Source organism: Lancefieldella sp. (assembly GCF_057237245.1).
Window position 1 is genome coordinate 1 of record NZ_DBHHJM010000010.1, and the last position, 13,904, is coordinate 13,904.

Genomic DNA, 13,904 nt, shown 5'->3' on the forward strand with positions numbered 1-13,904 from the left:
ACTGGAGGCGAGACCCGGATTCGAACCGGGGATAAAGGCTTTGCAGGCCTCTGCCTTACCACTTGGCCATCTCGCCATATGAAAAAGGCCGAAACGAATCCGGCCGAAAAATCATGGAGCGGGCTACGGGGTTCGAACCCGCGACCTCAACCTTGGCAAGGTTGCGCGCTACCAACTGCGCTAAGCCCGCGAACGCGAGGAATAATATACGCAAGTTCACGGCTGAGCGCAAGTGTAAATTTCAAAATCGTCAAACTTTTTTAGAAAAGTCACGAATCCTGACTTGCCTAAGAGGTGGATTTTTCTTGCAAAACTTGTAAATAAGAGCAGGTAGATTGCCAAGTGTGACTGCTTGCCGTATCATAGAACAAGAACTTTTTGAATGAGGTTGTATGTTCTTTATTGTCGCGTCACTTTTAGCTCTTTTGACGCTTGCGTATCTTGTCGCAAGCGGTTTTGTTCGCGTGGTGCGCTATTTCTGGGGCTGGCTTTCGTCTGGCGAGAAGATCGATGGGCTTGCAGGCGATGCCGTATCAGCCGCACCCCAGACTGCTCCGTTCTCCAAGCCAAAACCAACGCAAGCGGAGCTCTCAGCATATTTGGACACGATGCATCTTGGCTGGTACCAGGTGGTCATCCTCTTCATTGTGGGCTGCATGTCCGGTCTTCTTATTGAAGAGATTTGGATGCTTGTTACCGCTGGCCTGACCGAGAGCAGGGTTGGCCTCATCTGGGGACCATTTTCCCCGCTTTATGGAACTGGCGCGGTGTTTCTCACCGTTATTTGTTACCAGCTGCACAAGCATCATGCCAATAATCTGGTCATTTTCCTGGTTTCGGTTGTTGTTGGTGGCACGCTGGAGCAACTTACCGGCTGGGGAATGCAAGAGATTTTCCACTCGGAATCGTGGACGTACGCTCATCTTCCAGACGCCATCACACAGTGGGTGGCCTGGCGATTCTTGGGATTTTGGGGCATTTTGGGTCTGATTTGGTGTCGGGTTATTATGCCTCGTGCGCTCTACAAGATAGGTGAGCCAACATCAAAAAGGCAAGCAATTTTTGTTACCCTGCTTACGGTGTATCTTGTCGCCGACATTTCAATGACGGTGGCATGCCTAGGTAGAAAGGCTCAGCGAGACGCTGGCGTTCCTCCGTCAAATGCGTTTGAGATGTGGGTAGATACTCATTACGACGACAGCTTTGTATCTACTCGTTTTCAGAACATGACCTTTACACCGCAAGCACGTAACGCCGCACGCCCGTAACGCCGCACGCCCGTAAGCCCGCAAGACCGCGAGAAACCCAAAGGATTTGTAATGCACATGCCTTCTGCAAAACCAGAACATCCAACAGGCAACGTGTACCTGGACTTTGCCGCAGCTACACCTATGGATCCACGAGTAGTTGATGCAATGATTCCGTACTTCACGGAGAGGTTCTACAACCCTTCAGCACCGTATGCGCTGTCTCGCCAGGTTCGTGACGAGGTAGAACGTGCCCGCGCTGTCTTGGCGCATGCCATTGGTGCTCGTCCAGGAAACGTGGTGCTCACAGCAGGTGCTACAGAGGCCAACAACCTGGCGTTTGCAACGGTCTCTGAAGATGCGCACGTAATTGTTGACGCTATTGAGCATGAGAGTGTCCTTGCGTGTGCAGGGATTTTCTCGCACAAGACACTACGCGTAGAAGCAGACGGTCGTGTGGATCCAGAGCGCGTTGCAAAAGCGCTCAAGCCAGAGACTGAGCTGGTTTCCATTGAGCTTGCAAACGGGGAGATTGGCACCATTCAGCCTATCCGAGAGATTTCGCAGGTGCTTGCCAAGGAGCGCTCACGCAGGCTTGCAGCGGGGGAGACTCGTCCGCTGCATTTGCACGTAGACGCCTCTCAAGCTGCGGCATACCTGAGCGTGAACGTGTCATCGTTGGGCGTGGACATGTTGACGCTTTCTGCAGCAAAGCTTTCCGGTCCAAAGCAGGTGGGTCTCTTGTGGGCCTCCGACGATGTGCACTTAAGGCCGCTGGTGCTCGGCGGCGGACAAGAAGGCGGTGTTCGTTCAGGTACGGAGAACGTCGCGGGCGTCATTGGCTTTGCGTGTGCTTTAGCACTTGCTGATGAGACTCGCACTGACGAGGCAAAACGGGTTTCTCGCCTCAGAGATCAGCTACAGGAGCTGCTTTGCACAGAGTTCCCGCAGATGATTGTCTCGGGACCAAAGAACGCCAAGCTGAGGCTTCCTAATTTGCTACACGTTTCTTTCCCGGGACTTGAAGCTCGCCGTCTGGTTATTTTGCTTGAGCGTCTAGGCGTGTCGGTGGGAACGGGCTCTGCCTGCGCCGCATCAAAGATGCAAATATCTCACGTGCTTGAGGCAATTGGCGCGCCGCGAGAAGTGGCAGCAGGAAGCCTCAGATTAACGCTTGGAAGAACTACCACAGAAGACGACATCTTGTACGCGGCTTGGGCAATCGCTGAGGCTGTTAAGCAGGAGTCTGCTCGTGTAGGAGTGATATGGGAGAATTAGTTTACCTTGGCATGAGTGGCGGCGTTGATTCGGCGCTGTCCGCGGCCTTGCTTCTTGAGGCGGGCTACAACGTCAAGGCTATCTATATGCGTAACTGGTCAAAGGACTTGCCAGGCTTTAAGTGCCCCTGGGCAGATGACCTGGCTGATGCCGAGCGCGTCTGCGTAACGCTGGACATTGATTTGGACGTGTGGGACTGTGAAGCCGAGTATAAGGCTACCGTTGTGGATTACCTGCTTGATGCCTATGAGCACGGCCGTACGCCTAATCCAGACGTTATGTGCAACCAGACGGTAAAGTTTGGCACCTTTGCAGAACGCGCTTTTGCTGAGGGTGCAGATTTTGTTGCAACAGGTCACTATACGCAGAATGTCCCTGGCACCAAAAAACTTTTGCGCGCCGCAGACGCTCACAAGGATCAGACGTATTTCCTGTGGCGTGTACCTGGTCATTTGTTTGAGCGAACACTCTTTCCAATTGGACACATTGTCACTAAGGCAGAGGTACGCGCTATGTGTGCAGAGCGAGGTCTGGGCATAGAAACTAAGCCAGATTCCGACGGTATTTGCTTTATTGGCCCTGTTGGTCTGCGTACGTTTTTGCTGGACACCTTCAAGAAAAAGCAGGGCGACGTCATTGAGTGGGAGACAGGCAAGGTTCTTGGCACCCATGACGGAGCATTCCTCTTTACCGTTGGCCAAAGAAAAGGCCTGAACATCGGTGGAGGACCTGCTCGCTATGTTGTGGCAACCGATACGCTTAAGAATGTGGTGTATGTAACCTCTGACCTCAACTGTCCTGCGCTCTGGACTCGTCGCATGGAGCTCTCGGACATGCACTGGATTTCTGGAGAACCTGCAGATAACGGTAGGTATGTGGTCAGAACTCGTCACACAGGCGCGCTGGTTCCCGTAACGTTTACGCTCACAGATAATCAATGTGGATTTATTGAATTTGACCAGCCGGTAAAAACTGTTGCAGCAGGTCAATCGGCGGTTTTGTACGATGGCCAGGAAGTTTGTGGCGGTGGCATTATTGAGGCCGACAAGAGTATACTTGAGCGGTTCATGTAAAATGAAAAGCAGGTAGGTGGCGAGAAACCCTTTGAGGTTGCATCGTTTATCTGCAAAGAGTGTTCTTTCTGTACACGTATTGTGATCCAGAGTCCAAGGAGGTGCCCATGGATCGCCCAGATGGCGCGTCTGAAACCGAGCACCCCTCATCTACACCGAAGGTAACGGTGAAGATTGGATCTACAACCGTTAAGGGTGTTTCAACCAAAAAGCCTAAGATTAGTGTTGCTCCAACTTCTTCATCTGAGCAGGTAGAAGAGGCAAAAGAGAGCTTTGGTCAAGTTAGAAAGAGCATTCTCTTCCTCTTTGCGGTTGTAATACTGTACGCACTCTATATCGTTTTCTCTGGTCAGTTTGATGAGTTTGTTGTTGCTCTAGCAGACGTAGATACAGGTTGGCTTATTGCTGGCGCTCTTTGCTACTTTGTCTACTATTTCCTGGGTATTCTCGCCTATGTAATTTCAGTCATTACAGACCCCGAGAGTCCTGTTGGTGTCCGTGACCTGATGAGCGTTGAGGCGTCGGGCATCTTCTTTATGAACCTCACGCCAAACGGTGCAGGTGCTGCTCCTGCTCAAATTTATCGCCTCACTCGTGCGGGTATTTCCGTTGGTCAGGCAGGAGCTTTACAGTTCACCCGTTTTGTTATGTACGAGGCAGGCGAGGGCATCTTTGCAGCTCTGATGCTTATCTTTAGGGCCAATTATTTCTACGAGCAATTTGGCGATGTAACCGTTATTGGCGTTATTTTGTTTGGCGCAAAGATAGTGATGGTTGCAGTTATCTTGGCCATTTGCCTGCTTCCTAAAATGGTTAAGACCGTGGGCAACTGGGGCTTAAGGCTGCTTTCACGTCTTCGTATCGTAAAGCAGTACGACCACTGGCATGGCATCATTAACACGCAGGTAGATGAGTTCTCAAACGGCTTTAAGACTGCCGCAAAGAACATCCCAGAGATGTGCGTTGTTCTGCTTGTAACACTGCTTCAGCTTGGCTGCCTCTATGCACTGCCATACTTTGTTTTGCGAGCACTTGGCCAGCCTGCAGACCTTCTGACCTGCCTTGCATCTGGATCAATGCTTGAGCTCTTGACCTCGGCCATTCCACTTCCTGGTGGTACTGGTGGTGCAGAGGGTGGCTTTGCCTTCCTGTTTGGCCATATGTTTGGCGAGGAAATTGCCGCAGGCTTTGTGCTTTGGCGCGCTATTGAGTATCTGCTTCCAACTATGGCCGCAAGCATGCTTTTGGGCCTTAGATCTCATGACCACGAGCCTATCTACCACAAGTGGAACCGTTTCCGCCAGCGTTTCTCTGCTTTTGTAAATGGCGAGAAACCCGCTGTTGCTTCTACATCGTCTCGTCCAGAGACCTCTGGCATTCAAATTAAGGTTAAGCGTAAGAAGTAGGGAAGAAGTAAGGAAGAAAAGCCAGAATGTGGCTTGATACGTATCTTTGCTCTATTGGACCGCTGCGTGTGCAGTACTTGTAAAAGAAAGCATCCTTATGCGTAAACCACCAAATCCTATTTTGATTATTCTGGCACCTATTCTTATTGCCGTTGCCGTTGGTCTTGTCTATGATCTGCAGAATTTCTTACAGGACATTCCGGAAGTACGTGACAATCCAATGCTTTTAGCAGGCGTGGCTGTGTTTATACCAATGCTTGTTGCACTGGTTAAGGACACGTTTGACGCACACGGTCTCTAGGCGAAGGTTATTTTTGTTGAGTTGGCTTTGAGAAAAAGAACAGGTATATTCCAAAGCCAAGTTTAATTGCCGCATCAATATAGGCAGTTATTGTCAGTGGGATGTCTGGAAAAATATAACCTATACCAACATTGATGGCACAGAGTATTGCCAGATAAATCATCGATTTTCCGTGTACATAGTAATAGAGGAAAAAGTGCAGCGCCGTGGCCATTAACGCGCCCAACCAAATAAGTCTCCAGTTTTCAGTTGCAAAAAATGGTCCACCTAATAAAAACATCAAAATGAATAAGAAAATCACCGCGTATAGAGACATTTTGTTCTGGAACTTACTTGAAGGACCATCGGAAAACTTATTGAGAACTTTCTTATTTGTGTTTATAGATAAGAAGGCTGCAACATATCCAAAGCTAAATACGGACATATTGATAATCTGCTTTCCACCTATTACGGTAGCTGCAAAAATGATGAGAGCTACAACAATTAACCAGAGACCGCATGATTTCTTATAATTAAAGTGAAGCTTCTCGTCTTTGTTATATTCCAGAAAGTTCATAAGTTTCTCCCTTAATCGAACGACTTGCCATAATACTTCTGACCGTATGCTTTTACAATCCAGTTACCTATTTTTTAATAATTGAGATGCAGAAGACGTACGGGTTTAAAAGGCGGTCATTCATTTGATAGCCCGCGGTATTTAAATAGCCATCAATGCATTGACAAGACGCTCTTGTGCAAATTTCTAAAAAAGTTGAGTTTGACGGTTGCAAGAGGGGCGGGTTTCTCGTAATATATCCCTTGCTGCATCCCCAGCAGCAAACATATTCGGGCGTTTAGCTCAGGGGGACGAGCGCTTCCCTGACACGGAAGAGGTCATAAGTTCAAATCTTATAACGCCCACCAACTGTTCACAGGTCAGAGTAATCTGGCCTGTTTCTTTTTGTGTATATAAATAGTAATCATTATTGTTATTGACAAATGAGTTAAAGATGGTAAACTTCTAACTAGCACGTTTTATAAGTTGTTTTACTTACAGAAAGGAACTGACTATGTCTCTTATTGGTAAGCAAATTGGTGATTTTAAGGTAAACGCATTCCAGAACGGTGACATCACCGAGGTAAGCAAGGAGTCCACACTGGGTAAGTGGAGCTTGTTCTTCTTCTATCCAGCTGACTTTACCTTTGTCTGCCCAACTGAGCTTGAGGATCTTGCTAACAACTATGACAAGTTCCAGGCTGCTGGCGCAGAGGTCTACTCTGTCTCTTGCGACACTGAGTTTGTCCACAAGGCATGGCACGAGGAGTCCGAGCGTATCTCTAAGGTAACCTACCCAATGCTCGCTGACCCAGCTCACGTTCTTGCAAGGAACTTTGAGGTCCTTATTGAGGATGCTGGCCTTGCTGAGCGCGGTGCTTTCATCGTTGACCCTGAGGGTGTCATCCAGGTTGAGCTTGTCACCGCTGGTGGCATTGGCCGTAACGCTGAGGAGCTTCTCCGCCTTCTCCAGGCTGCACAGTTTGTTGCAGAGCACGGCGATCAGGTCTGCCCAGCTAAGTGGCAGCCAGGTGCTGAGACCCTGAAGCCAAGCCTTGACCTTGTTGGTCAGCTCTAAGATTTAGGAGCTTACAATGACCGACGTCAAAGACCTCTACGACGCGGTGATTATCGGCGGTGGGCCAGCTGGGCTCACCGCCGCCCTCTATCTGGCCCGCGCTCGCTACCGTGTTCTAGTTGTCGAGAAGGACCATTTTGGCGGACAGATCACTATTACTAATGAGGTCGTTAATTACCCGGGAGTTTTCTCTACTAGTGGCTCTGAACTCTCAGAAACCATGCGTAAGCAGGCTGAGGCCTTTGGTGCAGAGTTTTTGCTGGCAGAAGTTACTGACTTGGACATGTCTGGAGATGTTAAGGTAGTTCACACCACCAAAGGCGAGCGTCCCTGCCTCTCCGTTCTTCTCGCCTCAGGAGCACATCCTCGCCATATCGGCTTTGTGGGAGAAGAGGATTACCAGGGCCACGGAGTTGCTTACTGCGCCACCTGCGACGGCGAGTTCTTTACCGGCAAGGAAGTCTTTGTCATTGGTGGAGGCTTTGCAGCCGCAGAAGAAAGCGTATTTCTAACTAAGTACGCAAAGCACGTCACGGTTCTTGTGCGCGAGGAAGCATTTACCTGCGCCCCTGCGTCGTCCGAGGCTGCTCGCACAAATCCAAACATTACGGTTCTCTACAACACTCAGGTTGAATCCGTTGCCGGAGATTCCGCACTTAGGTCTATTACGTACAAGAATCTTAAGACGGGCGAGAAGACCACGTTTGCTCCAGAAGATGGCGATTCCATTGGTGTCTTTGTCTTCGCGGGTTACGCGCCAGAGACCGACCTGGTAAAAGAGCTGGCACAGACTGATGATTACGGCTATCTGATCACCAACGAGCATCAAGAAACAACCTGTGAGGGCCTTTTTGGTGCTGGTGATGTGTGCCAGAAACCACTGCGTCAGGTTGCAACGGCTATCGGTCAGGCAGCAACTACCGCTACTGAGATGGAGCGCTATATCAAGCGTGCTCAGGAGAAAACCGGCCTTGTTCCACAGATGAACGTCACGCGTATCTCGTCCAAGAAGGAGGCTCCTGAGGCTCCAGCGGCTAAGAGTGCCTCTGACTCCGGAGAGATTTTCACCGATGACATGAAGGCACAGCTCAACGCTGTCTTTGAGCGCATGGCTCGTCCGCTTGTGCTTCAGTTGGAGCTAGATCAGAGACCTGTCTCTGAGGAGCTTGTAGCTTATATGGAAGAACTTTCTTCCATGACCGACAAACTGAGCGTTCAGACGGTTTCAGGCACGGGCGAGAAGAACCTTCCTGTTGTTCGTGTGTGCGCACAGGATGGTACGCCAACAGGTCTTGCGTTCCATGGTGTTCCTGGCGGTCATGAGTTCACTTCGTTTGTTCTTGGCCTCTACAACGCCGCAGGTCCTGGTCAGCCTATTAGTGACGAGGATAAGGCATCCATTGCCGCCATCGAGTCAAAGACGCATCTGCAGGTCTTGGTAGGACTCTCTTGCACCATGTGCCCAGATGTTGTTGTGGCTGCTCAGCGCATTGCTGCAGATAATCCTCAGGTCACCTGCGACGTCTACGACATCAACCACTTCAAGGAGCTCAAAGACACCTACGATGTGATGAGTGTTCCATGCTTGGTTATCAACGACGGTCAGAAGGTTGACTTCGGTAAGAAAAATCTCTCTCAGATTTTGTCGCTCATTCCATAAGATCCATTTGCGTCCAGGAGAGGGTGGCGCTCATGAATATGCCGAGAAGACCAACGGTCTTCTCGGCATTTTTTGCGACTTTTAAAGTGAGCACATAAAGCTGGTTTGGAAGTGTAAGGCTACCTTTCTACAGCGCTTTTTGTTGGTAGAGACCTGCATCGCTAAAGCCCTGTGCGCGATAGTAGGCTCGCGTTCCAATTGAGCTGATAACGTTAAGACTGGTATAACCTGCCTCAGCTGCGATAGAGGAGGCTTTGGCAAGAAGTTTTTGGCCCAAGCCCTGATGCTGAGCAGACATTCCTTCCGAGCCCAGCGAGAGCGCCTGTCCGTACACGTGAAGCTCTCTGATCATGGCTTGACCTGGCTGTACCAGCAGTTCATCGGCAGAAACATCACATGCACCAGAGGTCAGGTTGTCCCAGTGGGGAAGCGAAAGCCTACAGAAACCTGCGATTTTATTGTCAGCAGTTACCCACTGCAGGAAGTGCTCGTCACTGACCGCGGTAGTGTAAACAAAGTCTTGAAGGGTAAGTTCTGCGGCACTTACCTGCTGCTGGTTAATCTCTCTAAAGCGAATTTCCTGTACGTGGTTTGCGACGTCTTCGGTGGCCAGCTTTTGTTCAACCATCTGACGAAGGTTGGTATGTTTGTTTCCCACCAGAATATCGGTGGCACTAATATCTCTGATCATGCGAGAAATACGCACGTATGGAGGCGTTGCAAGCACGTCTTGAACAAGCACGTCTACAAGCTCATCTTTGGCGTATGGCTGCCATGCACCCTCACGGTATTTCTGGACCAATTGCGTTCCAGATACCAGTGCACAGGGGTAGAGTTTAATCTCGTCAGGGAGAAATCCTGGATCCGTGACAAACATTTTAAAGTCCTGTTTGTCCGCCTCAGGAGTTGCGCCTAACAGGTTAACCATCAGGTGAGAGTGGATTTTAAATCCGTACAAGCGAATCAGCGAGAAAGCTCGTTTGATCTGTGCGGCCGACATCTGGCGCTTGTTTGCGTCAAGTATTTCTTGACGTGTGCTCTGAATGCCAATTTGAATTTTGGTGCACCCAAGCTGCCTAAACATGCGTAGGTTATCCGGCGTAATAGTGTCAGGTCTGGTTTCTATTACAAGGCCAACCACGCGGGCAGCAGCTGTTTCATTAACGTGTTGTTGCTCCACCAGCTCATCATAGGTGCTCTGCATCTGAGACCATGCGCTTTGATGAGGCTGGCTGGTGTCGTAGAGCTTATGAAAAGCCTGGTTATACGTGGCATTATCATCAAAGACAGCCGCCTGCTGTTCAGCAACAAAGGAAGAGAGAGCCTTTTCAGAGTTCTGCAAGCCAAACAAGGTGTACCAATTTAGGCGCTCCTTGATGTGATTAGGAGAGTTTGGCCACTCGTTGAGTGCACGAAAGAGCTCTTTGATAAACCAGTATTGGTAGCTCTCTGGATAATCGCTCCAGGTGCCACCGAGCACTATAAGCTCTACTTTGTCGGTTGAGTGGCCCATCTGATGAAGCGCTTGAAGACGGGCTGCAACCTGTACGTATGGATCAAAAAACGTTAGTTCAGCGCGCTGACAGGCAGGCTCGTTAGCAAGGTAGCTCTTAGGCATACGCAGATCACACGGGCAATAAATGCAATTACTTGAGCAGGTATGCGGCCTGGTAATCACGGTAATGGTTGCTACGCCAGAAGCGGTGCGACGAGGCTTCATTCGCACGGAGCGAATAAATCTTTCTTCCAGCTCAGAGGTCACATTCCACGATTGCCAGAGCACATCGTTTTTCTGCTTGACCTGCAAAAAATAGGGGAGAATTGCTCGTTTAGGAATGAGTTTCTCGCGCTCTGTACTGTGGGTGCTAGAGTCAATTCCGCTGTTGTGCGAGTTAATGAGCATCTCAAGCTGATGCGTATCAAGAGCTCCTTGCGAGCCATCTCTGAGCTGCTGCAATATGTCTAAAATGAGTTCATCCATACAAACAGTATAGGCAATAAGGCGAGCTTCTGGCCGTTAGGAGTAAAACGGTGACGTAAAATCTCTGTATGGATACTTCTTCTCACATAACAAACGCTCAATCTATCAGCGCATCTACCGCTGAGCGGCTAACCTGTATTACCTCCGAGTTTTATGCTCAGCAGGCTCAGAGTTTCTCGGCCACACGACAGATGCCCTGGCAGGGGTGGCAGCAGTGCCTAGATGCTATGCCTCAGCTTTTAGCTGGCGAGAAACCCTCTGTGCTTGACGTAGGTTGCGGCAACCTACGCTTTGCTCGCTTTCTTTGCGATGAAGCCGGGATTGTTCTGTCAAAGTATTTTGCCGTAGATAATTGCAAGCCTCTTGTGGAGAGTGGAGACGCAGGCGCTCAAGTCTCTGAACTGGCGTTTATTGAGCTAGATGTGATAAAGAGTCTGCTTGATAACACGCTCTCTTCTGAGCTGACTGTTCCGTCCTGTGATTTAGTAGTTGCGTTTGGCTTTTTGCATCATGTGCCAGGCGCAGAGAAGAGGCTCCAGCTTCTGCGCACTCTGTTAGAGAAAACAAAACCTGGCGGCTTTGTCTGCGTTTCTTTCTGGCAGTTTATGAACAGCCAAAAACTTGCTGCCAAAGCTCAAGAAACCACTGTTCAGGGGCTGCGTGCGCTGGGCATAGATGCCTCAGAGCTTGAGGAGCATGACTATCTGATTGGTTGGCAAGATAAGGTGGATACCTGGCGTTATTGTCATCACTTCTCGCAAGAGGAACTTGATGAACTTCTTTCAAGTCTTGGTTCAGACGTGCATGTTTGTGCGCAGATTAGCGCAGATGGCAAAGACAACAATCTGAATCGGTATGTGATTTTGCAACGCGTATAGCTGCTCACGAGAATATCTCGGTAAAATGCCCTCGTACAAGAAAATCCCCCGCACAGAAATTGAACTGCCTCCCATTTCTTGGACACGAGAAATTGGAGTCAGTTCAAAACACACCTATGACAGATAATCTGTCAAAAAGACGTATACATTACGCTGAAAATACCTCAAACGTGCAGATTATCTTCATTAGGTGTGTAATATGCCCGCAATTGTGCAGAATATCTGTCATAGGTGTGTTCCTTAGAAGCGGAATTTACCTATAGTTAGATTTTTTATATTTCTCTATTCATTTTCAAGCATATTAAGTGAAGTTTATGCATAGAGATGCATATCAAGTAGTACGACCGCCTAGCTGCCTAGCTATCTTGATTAGGAACATGTCGATTCTTCGGCAGAACCTACCAAAGCTGCGCTATTTTGTGGGCCAGGTCTAAAAGCCGACGCTAACACGCTGCAGAATCAAAATCCCCCGCGCAGAAAGTGCACGGGGGATTTGCATTCAGTAGGCAAAGTGGACGTATAAGCCGGGTTCTGTCGCGGACAACCATTTATCTACTACCAGCATTGCTGCTGGTCTCTAGCGCGCAACCCGAGCGCAGTGCGGGCCACACCATAGCGCTCCTATTTGCGTTTGCTCCGGATGGGGTTTACCAAGCCACGCTGTTGCCAGCATGCTGGTAGTCTCTTACACTACCGTTTCAGCTTTTCTCTTTACGCGAATGCGCAGGTGAGAGTCTTCTTTTCTGCGGCACTTTCCGTCGGGTCACCCCGCCTGGCCGTTAGCCAGCATCCTGCCCTGTGGAGCCCGGACTTTCCTCATAGCACCCTTCCACTTAGCTGGACGGGCACTCCGCGGTTGTCTGGTCCACTTTGCATGGGCGATTGTATCACGTTCATAAGGCTAGAAGCTCCGAAGTCAAACAATCTCCAAGTAAATGAGATGTTGCGAGGGCACGCCCTTCTCGCCACGTGCTGGGTGGCGAGAAGGGCGCAATTTGGCACGCTGTGTTCATGAAAAGCAACGGTGGCCACTTTGAATGCTGCTATGATAAAGAGGCTTAAACACGAAAGGACTAGCATGGGACTCTTTGATCTTTTCAAGAAATCTTCCAAGACAGCTGTGCCAGAGGCTCTTGTTGTTTCTGATTACACTGCTAAAACAATTTATGCACCAGCCAGCGGAAAGGTTGTTGCGCTAGAGAACGTTCCTGATCCTGTTTTTGCAGGTGGCATGCTTGGTCAGGGTCTGGGTATCTGGCCCTCTGAGGGCGTTGTGTACGCGCCAGTCTCGGGCACTATTACCGCAACTACTCCAACTGTTCACGCATTTGGAATCACTGCCGATTCTGGAGAAGAGGTCTTGATTCACGTGGGTGTTGATACCGTTGAGATGAAGGGCGACGGCTTTACTGCTCTTGTCGAGCAGGATCAGCGCGTTGAGGTTGGTCAGCCACTCATGACGTTTGACCTGGATAAGGTTAAGGATGCGGGCCATCCTGAGGTAGTCATTCTTGCTATCACTAACTCTAGCGAGTACAGCAATGTAGAGATTCTTGCCTCTGCAGACCAGCTGGTTTCTGCTGGCGAGAAGGTCTGTGTGCTCGCATAACTGCGGCACTGCAGTTGCTCTATGTCTGACATATCCTACAAGACACTCAAGCTGGACTTTGTTGCGGAAGGTCTTTTTGAAGACAGAAAAAGCCGCTTCATAGCCCAGCTTTGTCATGTAGAGACAGAGACAGAAGCGCAAGAGTTTCTCGCCAGGGTAAGAGCAAAGCACTACAATGCTCGCCACAACGTTCCTGCGTGGATATTGGAGGACGGCACAGAGCGTGCCTCCGACGACGGAGAGCCTTCCAGAACGGCGGGGATGCCGGTGCTGGAGGTATTGCGCGGAGCGGAGCTTAAGAACGTCTGCTGCGTTGTCACACGCTACTTTGGCGGAACGCTTTTGGGACCTGGTGGACTTGTTCGTGCGTATACGGCAGCAACTCAAGAGGCTTTGGCTGCTGCTGAGGAAGCATCTACTGTTCAGGAAATGCTGCAGGTTGTGAGGGTGGAGTTGTCGGTCCCGTATAACCTGTATGAGCAGATTCAACGCCTGGTCTCAGATACCGGCGGCAAGGTAATAACGGCAGAGTTTGGAGCGGACGTTTTTCTCGCCATAGACTTTAGGTGCGGAGAAGAAGCGGCGTTTACGGATGCGCTGACAGAGCTCAGTGCTGGAAAGATTACAGCCGAGGTCTCCGCGGCGCATTTTGATCTGTTCTAGTGGGTTTAATAAATCTAGCCTCGATAAACCAAAAAATACCGAATAAAAGAATAGTAAGGATAGTGCGACCATTTTCTGGAAGCATGCCTCTGGAATCGCAATACCAGATTAATAAAAAGAACACTAGGATAGTAGCTCGTAATATGACGCGCTCTTTTGAAATGTATTTCATGAGGGTCTCCTAAATAAGCTTAT

The 13,904-nt window shown here is 49.6% G+C and carries 12 protein-coding genes, 3 tRNA genes and 1 other RNA gene; 11 read left to right on the plus strand and 5 right to left on the minus strand.

Features of this window, described 5'->3' with window-relative positions; translation table 11 throughout:
* Window positions 1-2 precede the first annotated feature (2 nt).
* Together ACO5GU_RS06845 and ACO5GU_RS06850 are read right to left on the minus strand one after the other, a co-directional pair.
* Window positions 3-76: transfer RNA gene (locus tag ACO5GU_RS06845), tRNA-Cys, on the minus strand.
* Window positions 77-114: 38 nt separating this feature from the next.
* A tRNA-Gly gene (locus ACO5GU_RS06850) sits at window positions 115-190 on the minus strand.
* 202 nt (window positions 191-392) lie between these two features.
* Between ACO5GU_RS06850 and ACO5GU_RS06855 the strand changes: the two genes are divergently transcribed.
* From ACO5GU_RS06855 to ACO5GU_RS06875, 5 genes are all read left to right on the plus strand, one after another.
* Window positions 393-1,268, plus strand: a complete 876-nt coding sequence (locus tag ACO5GU_RS06855) for a putative ABC transporter permease (RefSeq protein WP_484930552.1) — start codon at window positions 393-395, stop codon at window positions 1,266-1,268.
* Window positions 1,269-1,325: 57 nt separating this feature from the next.
* Entirely contained in the window at window positions 1,326-2,525 is a 1,200-nt protein-coding gene (locus ACO5GU_RS06860; RefSeq protein ID WP_484930554.1) for a cysteine desulfurase family protein, read from the plus strand.
* Entirely contained in the window at window positions 2,513-3,598 is a 1,086-nt protein-coding gene (gene mnmA, locus ACO5GU_RS06865) for a tRNA 2-thiouridine(34) synthase MnmA (protein ID WP_484930556.1), read from the plus strand. Before ACO5GU_RS06860 ends, mnmA begins: the two co-directional genes overlap by 13 nt.
* Window positions 3,599-3,705: 107 nt before the next feature.
* On the plus strand, window positions 3,706-5,004 hold the full coding sequence (locus ACO5GU_RS06870; RefSeq protein WP_484875558.1) for a lysylphosphatidylglycerol synthase transmembrane domain-containing protein: 1,299 nt from the start codon (window positions 3,706-3,708) through the stop codon (window positions 5,002-5,004).
* A 97-nt stretch (window positions 5,005-5,101) separates the two neighbouring features.
* A complete protein-coding gene (locus tag ACO5GU_RS06875; RefSeq protein ID WP_035436856.1) occupies window positions 5,102-5,305 on the plus strand; it encodes a hypothetical protein in 204 nt (67 codons plus the stop codon).
* A 7-nt stretch (window positions 5,306-5,312) separates the two neighbouring features.
* On the opposite strand, the gene ACO5GU_RS06880 is transcribed toward ACO5GU_RS06875, so the two are convergent.
* Window positions 5,313-5,861: a DUF6609 family protein gene (locus tag ACO5GU_RS06880; RefSeq protein ID WP_484815244.1), complete on the minus strand. Its 549-nt coding sequence runs from the start codon at window positions 5,859-5,861 to the stop codon at window positions 5,313-5,315.
* A 271-nt stretch (window positions 5,862-6,132) separates the two neighbouring features.
* Between ACO5GU_RS06880 and ACO5GU_RS06885 the strand changes: the two genes are divergently transcribed.
* The 3 genes from ACO5GU_RS06885 to ACO5GU_RS06895 all read left to right on the plus strand — a co-directional run bounded on the left by ACO5GU_RS06885 (window position 6,133) and on the right by ACO5GU_RS06895 (window position 8,578).
* A tRNA-Val gene (locus ACO5GU_RS06885) sits at window positions 6,133-6,208 on the plus strand.
* 146 nt (window positions 6,209-6,354) lie between these two features.
* Complete coding sequence (gene ahpC, locus ACO5GU_RS06890; protein ID WP_314008521.1) at window positions 6,355-6,918, plus strand: alkyl hydroperoxide reductase subunit C; 564 nt, start codon at window positions 6,355-6,357, stop codon at window positions 6,916-6,918.
* Between the two features lie 16 nt (window positions 6,919-6,934).
* Window positions 6,935-8,578, plus strand: a complete 1,644-nt coding sequence (locus ACO5GU_RS06895; RefSeq protein WP_484930558.1) for an FAD-dependent oxidoreductase — start codon at window positions 6,935-6,937, stop codon at window positions 8,576-8,578.
* A 127-nt stretch (window positions 8,579-8,705) separates the two neighbouring features.
* On the opposite strand, the gene ACO5GU_RS06900 is transcribed toward ACO5GU_RS06895, so the two are convergent.
* Window positions 8,706-10,559 (minus strand): elongator complex protein 3, encoded by a 1,854-nt coding sequence (locus ACO5GU_RS06900; RefSeq protein ID WP_484930560.1) that lies wholly within the window; start codon window positions 10,557-10,559, stop codon window positions 8,706-8,708.
* A gap of 68 nt (window positions 10,560-10,627) precedes the next feature.
* On the opposite strand from ACO5GU_RS06900, the gene ACO5GU_RS06905 reads away from it, so the two are divergent.
* A complete protein-coding gene (locus tag ACO5GU_RS06905; RefSeq protein ID WP_484930561.1) occupies window positions 10,628-11,437 on the plus strand; it encodes a class I SAM-dependent methyltransferase in 810 nt (269 codons plus the stop codon).
* A gap of 504 nt (window positions 11,438-11,941) precedes the next feature.
* On the opposite strand, the gene rnpB is transcribed toward ACO5GU_RS06905, so the two are convergent.
* Window positions 11,942-12,309, minus strand: an RNA gene (rnpB, locus tag ACO5GU_RS06910) — RNase P RNA component class A.
* Between the two features lie 206 nt (window positions 12,310-12,515).
* Here rnpB and ACO5GU_RS06915 point away from each other — a divergent pair.
* Window positions 12,516-13,046 (plus strand): PTS sugar transporter subunit IIA, encoded by a 531-nt coding sequence (locus tag ACO5GU_RS06915; RefSeq protein ID WP_484930563.1) that lies wholly within the window; start codon window positions 12,516-12,518, stop codon window positions 13,044-13,046.
* A gap of 21 nt (window positions 13,047-13,067) precedes the next feature.
* Window positions 13,068-13,709, plus strand: a complete 642-nt coding sequence (locus ACO5GU_RS06920) for an IMPACT family protein (protein WP_484930565.1) — start codon at window positions 13,068-13,070, stop codon at window positions 13,707-13,709.
* Window positions 13,710-13,904 lie beyond the last annotated feature (195 nt).

What these genes read in the sequence shown, in the direction of transcription:
- ACO5GU_RS06855 (WP_484930552.1), top strand. Translation starts at nt 393, where the DNA reads ATGTTCTTTATTGTCGCGTCACTTTTAGCTCTTTTGACGCTTGCGTAT.
- ACO5GU_RS06860 (WP_484930554.1), top strand. Translation starts at nt 1,326, where the DNA reads ATGCCTTCTGCAAAACCAGAACATCCAACAGGCAACGTGTACCTGGAC.
- mnmA (WP_484930556.1), top strand. Translation starts at nt 2,513, where the DNA reads ATGGGAGAATTAGTTTACCTTGGCATGAGTGGCGGCGTTGATTCGGCG.
- ACO5GU_RS06870 (WP_484875558.1), top strand. Translation starts at nt 3,706, where the DNA reads ATGGATCGCCCAGATGGCGCGTCTGAAACCGAGCACCCCTCATCTACA.
- ACO5GU_RS06875 (WP_035436856.1), top strand. Translation starts at nt 5,102, where the DNA reads ATGCGTAAACCACCAAATCCTATTTTGATTATTCTGGCACCTATTCTT.
- ACO5GU_RS06880 (WP_484815244.1), bottom strand. Translation starts at nt 5,861, where the DNA reads ATGAACTTTCTGGAATATAACAAAGACGAGAAGCTTCACTTTAATTAT.
- ahpC (WP_314008521.1), top strand. Translation starts at nt 6,355, where the DNA reads ATGTCTCTTATTGGTAAGCAAATTGGTGATTTTAAGGTAAACGCATTC.
- ACO5GU_RS06895 (WP_484930558.1), top strand. Translation starts at nt 6,935, where the DNA reads ATGACCGACGTCAAAGACCTCTACGACGCGGTGATTATCGGCGGTGGG.
- ACO5GU_RS06900 (WP_484930560.1), bottom strand. Translation starts at nt 10,559, where the DNA reads ATGGATGAACTCATTTTAGACATATTGCAGCAGCTCAGAGATGGCTCG.
- ACO5GU_RS06905 (WP_484930561.1), top strand. Translation starts at nt 10,628, where the DNA reads ATGGATACTTCTTCTCACATAACAAACGCTCAATCTATCAGCGCATCT.
- ACO5GU_RS06915 (WP_484930563.1), top strand. Translation starts at nt 12,516, where the DNA reads ATGGGACTCTTTGATCTTTTCAAGAAATCTTCCAAGACAGCTGTGCCA.
- ACO5GU_RS06920 (WP_484930565.1), top strand. Translation starts at nt 13,068, where the DNA reads ATGTCTGACATATCCTACAAGACACTCAAGCTGGACTTTGTTGCGGAA.